The 7,029-nt window shown below is 69.5% G+C and carries 9 protein-coding genes; 4 read left to right on the top strand and 5 right to left on the bottom strand.

The features are described from left to right. Window positions 1–370: 370 nt before the first annotated feature. Window positions 371–553 carry a hypothetical protein gene (locus SACHA_RS0106445; protein WP_019808115.1) on the bottom strand — a complete coding sequence of 61 codons (183 nt, stop codon included), beginning with the start codon at window positions 551–553 and terminating at the stop codon, window positions 371–373. A 222-nt stretch (window positions 554–775) separates the two neighbouring features. Here SACHA_RS0106445 and SACHA_RS0106440 point away from each other — a divergent pair, with 222 nt between their 5' ends. Beyond that, entirely contained in the window at window positions 776–2,029 is a 1,254-nt protein-coding gene (locus SACHA_RS0106440) for an ABC transporter substrate-binding protein (protein ID WP_019808114.1), read from the top strand. Window positions 2,030–2,158: 129 nt separating this feature from the next. On the opposite strand, the gene SACHA_RS0106435 is transcribed toward SACHA_RS0106440, so the two are convergent. From SACHA_RS0106435 to SACHA_RS20645, 4 genes are read right to left on the bottom strand one after another with little or no spacing between them, the layout of a single operon-like run. Then, window positions 2,159–2,887, bottom strand: coding sequence for an ABC transporter ATP-binding protein (locus SACHA_RS0106435; protein WP_019808113.1), 729 nt, complete (start codon window positions 2,885–2,887; stop codon window positions 2,159–2,161). Then, window positions 2,880–3,755, bottom strand: a complete 876-nt coding sequence (locus SACHA_RS0106430; protein ID WP_019808112.1) for an ABC transporter ATP-binding protein — start codon at window positions 3,753–3,755, stop codon at window positions 2,880–2,882. The genes SACHA_RS0106435 and SACHA_RS0106430 overlap by 8 nt, the downstream gene beginning before the upstream one ends. Further along, a complete protein-coding gene (locus SACHA_RS0106425; protein ID WP_019808110.1) occupies window positions 3,745–4,737 on the bottom strand; it encodes a branched-chain amino acid ABC transporter permease in 993 nt (330 codons plus the stop codon). Before SACHA_RS0106425 ends, SACHA_RS0106430 begins: the two co-directional genes overlap by 11 nt. Window positions 4,738–4,746: 9 nt before the next feature. Further along, window positions 4,747–5,742 (bottom strand): branched-chain amino acid ABC transporter permease, encoded by a 996-nt coding sequence (locus SACHA_RS20645; protein WP_083935793.1) that lies wholly within the window; start codon window positions 5,740–5,742, stop codon window positions 4,747–4,749. Between the two features lie 193 nt (window positions 5,743–5,935). On the opposite strand from SACHA_RS20645, the gene SACHA_RS0106415 reads away from it, so the two are divergent. The 3 genes from SACHA_RS0106415 to SACHA_RS25020 all read left to right on the top strand — a co-directional run. Next, window positions 5,936–6,163, top strand: a complete 228-nt coding sequence (locus SACHA_RS0106415) for a hypothetical protein (protein ID WP_019808106.1) — start codon at window positions 5,936–5,938, stop codon at window positions 6,161–6,163. A 288-nt stretch (window positions 6,164–6,451) separates the two neighbouring features. Further along, a complete protein-coding gene (locus SACHA_RS0106410; protein ID WP_007024643.1) occupies window positions 6,452–6,655 on the top strand; it encodes a cold-shock protein in 204 nt (67 codons plus the stop codon). A 105-nt stretch (window positions 6,656–6,760) separates the two neighbouring features. Next, the coding region (locus SACHA_RS25020; RefSeq protein WP_198010105.1) for a hypothetical protein at window positions 6,761–7,029 on the top strand (269 nt) is incomplete at its 3' end.

Below are 7,029 nucleotides of genomic sequence, written 5' to 3'. Positions count from 1 at the left end.
GCCCGTCGCCGGGGCACCGACCGCCGGTGCCCCGGATGCCGCGTCGTCGGCCGAGGACGGGCCGCAGGCGGTGAGCGCGAGCACCGCGCACAGTACGCCGACAGGCCCTCGCGTTCGCACAGCCGTACTCCTTGGTCCGATCGTCCGGTCTCGCTACTCCGTTCGGCGGCGCACACGCCGCCACCCCTACTGTGTCTGCCATGGTTCGGGCGATCCACCCGGGGCGGGGCGTCGTCGCAGATCCGGTTCCGGGATGTGTCCTCGTCGTGATGTGCACCCGGCCTGCGGTGTCCGTGGTGACGGCGGAAGGGGCCCGACCGGGTGTGGCACCGGTGCGGCCTCGGACTGTGATCGCTCAGACGGCGATCGCTCAGACGGCGATCGCGAAGACGAGGATGAACACGGCCAGGCCGGCGAGCCAGATCACGATGAGCCAGCCCCAGTCCCGCCAGGGGTCGAGCCCCCGGCTGTCCTCGCCCGGGACGTAGACGCCACGCCTCTCGAACCGGTCGGCCCAGCGTTCGGGCCAGTGGAGCAGGCGTCGGCCGGCCACTTCCGCACCTCCTCCGTGTCGTCCGGGCCGCTCACCCGGCGTTACAGCGACGATACTCCGGGCGAGTGAGCGTGCCCGCAAGTCAACGGCACGTATCGATCCGCTGCGGTGTGTTCCCGGTACGGGCCGAACGATCTAGTCTCGCACTCTCGCAAGCACAGCCGGGGGCGGGGGAACACCGCCGCCCGGCCGCCCACGGACCCGGATGATGGGAGGCGGAGGATGCGAGCATCGGCCTGGTGGCGATCCGCGATCTTCCTGAGCGCGACGGCGCTGGTGGCCACCGCGTGTGCGACCGGTGGAGACCAGCAGGGAGGAGGCGGCGACGGTGGGAACGGCGTACTCGATCTCGGGTACGTGCTCCCGGAGACGGGGCAGCTCGCCTTCCTCGGCCCACCACAGATCGAGTCGGTCGGATTGGCCGTGCAGGACATCAACGAGGCGGGCGGGGTGCTCGGCGAGCCGATCCCCGAGGTCGTGGGCAGCGACGAGGCCGGTCAGGTCGGCGTCGCGGTCGACTCCGCGCGCCGGGTGCTCTCCTCCGGGGTCGACGCGGTGATCGGTGCGGCGGCCTCCGGGATGTCGCTCGCGATCATCGACAACATCACCGGTTCCGGGGTGGTGCAGTGCTCCGGTTCGAACACCGCCGCGACGTTCAGTGACTACAACGACGGCGGCTTCTACTTCCGCACCGCACCGAGCGACAATCTCCAGGCTCCGGTGCTGGCCGACGTGATCACCGGCGACGGGCACCAACGGATCGCCATCGCCGCCCGCGCCGACGACTACGGCCGGGGGCTGATGGAGGCGACCAGGACGGCGCTGGAGGAGCAGGGTGCCGAGGTCGTGATCTCCGAGACCTACGACCCCGAGGCCACCAACTTCGACCAGGTCGCGCAGCAGGTCAGCGGCGCGGAGCCGGACGCGGCGCTGGTCGTCGCGTTCGAGGAGGGCGCGCAGGTGCTGCAGGCCATGGTGGAGGCGGGCGCGGGTCCGCGGGACATCGGCATCTACGGCACGGACGGCCTCCGCAGTGCCGAGCTGGCCGGCCTCGTGTCCCCGAACGACCCCGGACTGATCGCGGGGATGAAGGGCACGGCACCGACGGCCGAGAACGACGACTACAGCGCCCGGCTCAAGAAGTTCGCGCCCGAGGTCACCGAGATGCAGTTCGCGCCGCAGGTCTACGACTGTGTGACGACCATCGCGCTCGCCGCCGAGGCGACCGGGTCCGACGACCCGGGTGCGTTCGTGTCCCAGATGAACGGGGTCACCCGGGACGGGGCGAAGTGCACCTCGTTCGCCGACTGCAAGGCGCTGCTCGACGAGGGCACCGACATCGACTACGACGGTGTCAGCGGGCCGCTCGACTTCGTGGAGGCCGGTGAGCCCGGCACCGCGACGTTCGACGTCTACACCTACGACGACAACGGCGAACTCCAGACCCTGGAGACCAAGCAGGGCTCGGTCGACTGACCCACCCGGTCGCCGGTGTGCCGTGAAGGACTCCTTCGCTGCGTGTGACGCGGTGAAGGAGTCCTTCACGGCACCGAACGCAGGCAAGGGGGCCTTCACGGCACAACCCGGGCCGGGTACGGGGACGGGTCAGCGGGCGCGGGCGAGGGTGCCCAGGTAGAGCTCGATCACCTTCTCGTCGTGCAGGAGGTCCGCGCCGGTGCCGGTGTAGGCGTTGGTGCCCTGGTCGAGGACGTACCCGCGGTCGCAGATCTGCAGACACCGGCGTGCGTTCTGCTCGACCATCAGCACCGCCACGCCCGCGGAGTTGATCTGTCGGACCCGGTCGAACACCTGGTCCTGATACAACGGCGACAGTCCCGCCGACGGTTCGTCGAGCAGGAGCACCTCCGGCCGCATCATCAGTGCCCGCGCCATCGCCAGCATCTGCCGCTCCCCGCCGGACAGCGAGTCGGCCTTCTGCCCACGCCGCCGCCCGAGCAGCGGGAACAGCTCCTCGACGAAGTCCCGGCGTTCGGTGAAGGCCTTCGGCCGCAGATAGGTGCCCATCCGCAGGTTCTCCTCCACGGTCAGGGTGGAGAACACGTTGTCCCGCTGCGGCACGTACCCGAGGCCGCGGGAGACCAGCGTGTGCGCGGGTTTGTTGGTCAGGTCGGACCCGCGGAACCGCACGCTTCCGCTGCGTACCCGCAGCAGCCCGAACACGGCCTTCACCAGGGTCGACTTGCCCGCGCCGTTCGGTCCGATGATCCCGACGATCTCGCCGGGGCCCAGTTCGAGGCCACAGCCGCGCAGGATGTCCACACCGGGGACGTAGCCCGCGTACACCTCGTCGGCCACCAGGAGGGGCTCACTCATCGTCGGCCTCCGTTCCCCGCGCTCCCGGTTCGTCGTGGTGGCTGCCGAGGTAGGCGTCGATCACGGCCGGGTCCGCCCCGACCGCGGCCGGCGGTCCCTCCGCGACCACCCCGCCCTCCGCCATGCACACCACCCAGTCGCTGATACCCATGACGACGTCCATGTCGTGCTCGACGAAGCACACGGTCAGGCCCTCGTCCCGCAGGTCGGTGATGTGCCCCAGCAGCGACTGGGTCAGTGCGGGATTCACCCCGGCCATGGGTTCGTCCAGCATCACCATCGCGGGACGCGCCATCAGGGCCCGCGCCAGCTCCAGCAGCTTGCGTTGGCCGCCGGAGAGCGTTCCCGCGTACTCGTTCCGCATGTGCGCGAGCCGGAACCGTTCGAGCAGCTCGTCGGCCCGCCGTTCGATCCGCTTCTCCTGACGGGTCCACACCGGCGGGAGCAGGGACAGCAGCATGTGTTCCCCGCGCTGTCCCCGCGCGGCGAGTTTCATGTTGTCCAGCACCGAGAGCTTCGACAACGTCCTGGTGAGCTGGAAGGTACGCACCAGACCCTCCCGCGCGATGCGGTGCGCGGGTCTGCCCGTGATCGTGGTCCCGCCGAACGACCAGGTTCCCGCGTCGGCGCGGTCGAACCCGCTCAGCACGTTGAACAGGGTGCTCTTGCCCGCCCCGTTCGGGCCGATCAGTGCGGTGATCGTGCCGCGCTGGATCTCGAGATGGTCCACGTGGACGGCGGTGAGGCCGCCGAAGGCGCGCGTGATCCCGTCCGCGGTCAGCGCCGGGTCAGGTTTGGCGATGCCGGGTTCGGCCGGGATCGCGGCCGGCGGGTCGTCGGGGGCGCCGGTGGGCGTTTCAGCGGGCATCGAGCAGCATCTCCTTGCGACTTCCGAGAATGCCTTGCGGCCGGAAGATCATGAGCAGCATCAGCCCCAGGCCGACCAGTGCCATCCGCAGCGCGCCGACCTCGGACTCGTCGATCACGGTCGGGGGGATGATCCCGTTCGAGATGGCCTCCCGCAGCAGGCTGTCCAGGAAGGTCAGGATCGCCCAGAACAGGGCCGACCCCAGAATCGGGCCGAACACCCGTCCCGCGCCGCCGAGCACCAGCAGCGTGTACAGGTAGAAGGTGACCACGGGGTCGTAGCTGTCCGGGTTCACCGACTGGTTCTGGATCGCCAGCAGCATGCCGGCGATCGAACCCAGCGCACCACCGAAGACCAGGCTGGCCATCTTGTACGTGTAGACGCTCTTGCCGAGGCTGCGGACCGCGTCCTCGTCCTCGCGCACGGAGCGTAGCACGCGGCCCCACGGGCTGCGCACCAGCAACCAGACCACCAGTGTGGCCACGGCGACCAGACTCCAGGACACCGTCAGCACCCACACGTCCCGGGCACTGAACATGAGCGTCAGGAACTGGTACTGGTCCGGCGGGAACGGATTGACGGCGTAGAAGTCGTTCGCGAACTGCTGCAGGCCGAACACCCCGCCGGTGATCGGCTCGGACCACTCGGACCGGTAGAACAGCCGCAGGATCTCGCCCGCCGAGATGGTGGCGATCGCGAGGTACTCGGCGCGCAACCGGAGGGTGGGCAGCCCCAACAGCAGCGCCAGCACCACGGAACAGGCGAGGCCGACGAACACCCCGGCGGCCAGCGACAGGCCGAACGTCGAGACGGAGACGGCGACGCCGTAGGCGCCCACCAGCATGAACGCGACCTGTCCGAAGTTGAGCAGGCCGGTGTAGCCGAAGTGCAGGTTGAGGCCGACGGCGGACAGCGCGTACACGGCCGCGATCGGCCCGATCCCGGCACGCAGCGCGTCGGAGAGGATGAGTTCCCAGTTCATGTCTACCGCCTAGCCCACTCGTTCCCGCCGGCCGAGGATCCCCTGCGGTCGCACCAGCAGGACGACGATGAGCGCGAGCAGGGCCCAGGCGTTCTGCAGGTCGATCGGGAACCAGAGGCTGGAGCCCTGCGCGACGATGCCGATGACGAAGCTGCCGGCCATCGCCCCGTACGCCGAGCCGAGTCCGCCGAGGATGATCCCGGCGATCATCAGCAGCAGCAGCCGGAAGCCCATGTCCCAGGTCACGATCTCGGCGAGTCCGAAGAAGACCCCGCCGAGCGCGGCCAGGCCACCACCCAGCAGCCACACGAACAGCACCACCCGCTGCACGTCGATGCCCGAGGCCTCGGCCAGGTCCCGGTCGGCCGAGACCGCGCGGATGGCCGTGCCGATGCGGGTCTTCTGCAACAGCAGGGCGAGTCCGACCAGCACGAGCACGGACAGCACCGTGATCGTGAGATCCCGGGGCGTGATGCCCACGGGGCCGAGGGTGAGGGGCTCCTGGAGGTCGTACTCCCGGTAGGAGCCCGGTCTACTCCCGAAGACCACGAGCGTGAGATGCCGAAGCAGCAGGGACAGTCCGATCGCAACGATGAACGCGTTGATCATCCCGGTGCCGCGTCTGCGCAGCGGACGCCACAGCCCGATCTCCGCGATCGCCCCGATGACCGCGCCGACCACGACGGCGATCGCGGCCGCGGCGACGATGTGCAGGCCGGGCCCCGCGGCGGCGACGTTGACGAAGAAGGCGACGACGGCGCCGAGGGTGACCAGTTCACCGTGCGCAAAGTTGATCAGATGCGTCGTGCCGAAGACGAGCGAGAGCCCGACGGCGGTGATCGCGATGATCGCTCCGAACTGGATGCCGTCGACGAGAGCCTGTGCCGCACGGGCGGGGAAGGTCGGGGGGCGGGGTACCCCGTCGCCCTGTGCCGCGGCGGTGGCCGGCGCCAGTGCTGTGAACGTGAGGACGAACGCGGGGACGAGGAGTCGGGATAGCCGCACTGCCACCTCACGCCGGTCGGGGTCGTGTTGGGCGGTCAAGTGTAAGCACAGTTACCTCGTCTGAGTGGCCCCGTACGTGATCGTTACCAGATGTAGTCATGACGGGCGTCACGGACGCCCGTGCGTCATACCTGACTCCTCCTTTTGTCTGCACCTGTAGTCCGTTCGGGGGGCTTCGAAGGAGTGGAATGTGATGGAGGAACGAACGTCGCCGGTGCTGAGCGCCCTCATCGCCGCGCACCGGGAACTCGCCGAGCTCATCGAGGCGCTGCGGGCGGGGCGGGTGTCGGTGACCCGGCAGCACGATCTGGCCGCGCGGCTCATCGAGGCGGGCGACCTGCTCGACGAGCACGCCGACCGGCAGGCCTCGGCGAGCAACGGGCACGCCGACGGCTTCGGCTTCCGGAACAGCGACGGTTAGAGATGCCGTGGCGGGCATGGGGAGGGTGGTGCGACGGTGCCTACTCCTCGCCCGGGGTGGTGCGGTAGGCTGCCTGGCGTGCCGGGAACAACCCGGTACCTCAGGGTGTTGCCCTGAACAGTCGCAAGTTTTGCGTGTTCGTGTTCGTTCACGTCCGCGGAAATCGGTTGCGGGCGTGTCGCTTGTCCTCGCGTAGCTGGAGTGGTGGCCGTTCGAACCTTGCGGCTGCCCGTGGCCGCCCCGTGCGGCGCACGAGAAACCACACTTCGAGCTCTACGGAGGTACCACATGACCCAGGGAACCGTGAAGTGGTTCAACAGCGAAAAGGGCTTCGGCTTCATCGCCCCCGATGAGGGCGACGGCGACGTCTTCGTGCACTACTCCGAGATCGAGGGCCGCGGCTTCCGCAGCCTCGACGACGGCCAGCGCGTCGCCTTCACGGTCGGCCAGGGCACCAAGGGCCCGCAGGCCACCGGCGTCCAGGCGCTCTGAGGCGAAGCCCGCTTCGACCCAGCCTGAGAAGGCCGTCCGCCACCGGGGATACCCGGCGGCGGACGGTCGTCCCCGGCGATCGGAGTCGCGGTGTCCGCGTGCCACGTGGCCGCCGAACCGTCGACACCCCACGACGAGGGACTGATCTTTCTTTTGACGACATTCATCTCCACCGAGTCCGACTCCTCCGCCGACGTGGCACCCGTGCGGTTCAGCCACACGACCAGCGAGGAACCGGTGGACTACTCTGAATTCGTGCCGCGGCAGCACGACAGGCCCGCGGGCCTGTGCACGCCCTTCAGCGCTCCGGCCGCGAACGTCGTCGCACCGAACGACGCCGAGCCGGCCCCGGCGCGCCCGCACCGCCGCACCAG

Origin of the sequence: Saccharomonospora halophila 8 (genome assembly GCF_000383775.1) — a bacterium.
GTDB classification, from domain to species: domain Bacteria; phylum Actinomycetota; class Actinomycetes; order Mycobacteriales; family Pseudonocardiaceae; genus Saccharomonospora; species Saccharomonospora halophila.
This window is presented reverse-complemented; position numbering and strand designations above follow the sequence as displayed.

Excerpts from the sequence above, each read along its gene's own strand:
- SACHA_RS0106440 (WP_019808114.1), top strand. The coding sequence starts at position 776 with ATGCGAGCATCGGCCTGGTGGCGATCCGCGATCTTCCTGAGCGCGACG.
- SACHA_RS0106435 (WP_019808113.1), bottom strand. The coding sequence starts at position 2,887 with ATGAGTGAGCCCCTCCTGGTGGCCGACGAGGTGTACGCGGGCTACGTC.
- SACHA_RS0106430 (WP_019808112.1), bottom strand. The coding sequence starts at position 3,755 with ATGCCCGCTGAAACGCCCACCGGCGCCCCCGACGACCCGCCGGCCGCG.
- SACHA_RS0106425 (WP_019808110.1), bottom strand. The coding sequence starts at position 4,737 with ATGAACTGGGAACTCATCCTCTCCGACGCGCTGCGTGCCGGGATCGGG.
- SACHA_RS0106415 (WP_019808106.1), top strand. The coding sequence starts at position 5,936 with ATGGAGGAACGAACGTCGCCGGTGCTGAGCGCCCTCATCGCCGCGCAC.
- SACHA_RS0106410 (WP_007024643.1), top strand. The coding sequence starts at position 6,452 with ATGACCCAGGGAACCGTGAAGTGGTTCAACAGCGAAAAGGGCTTCGGC.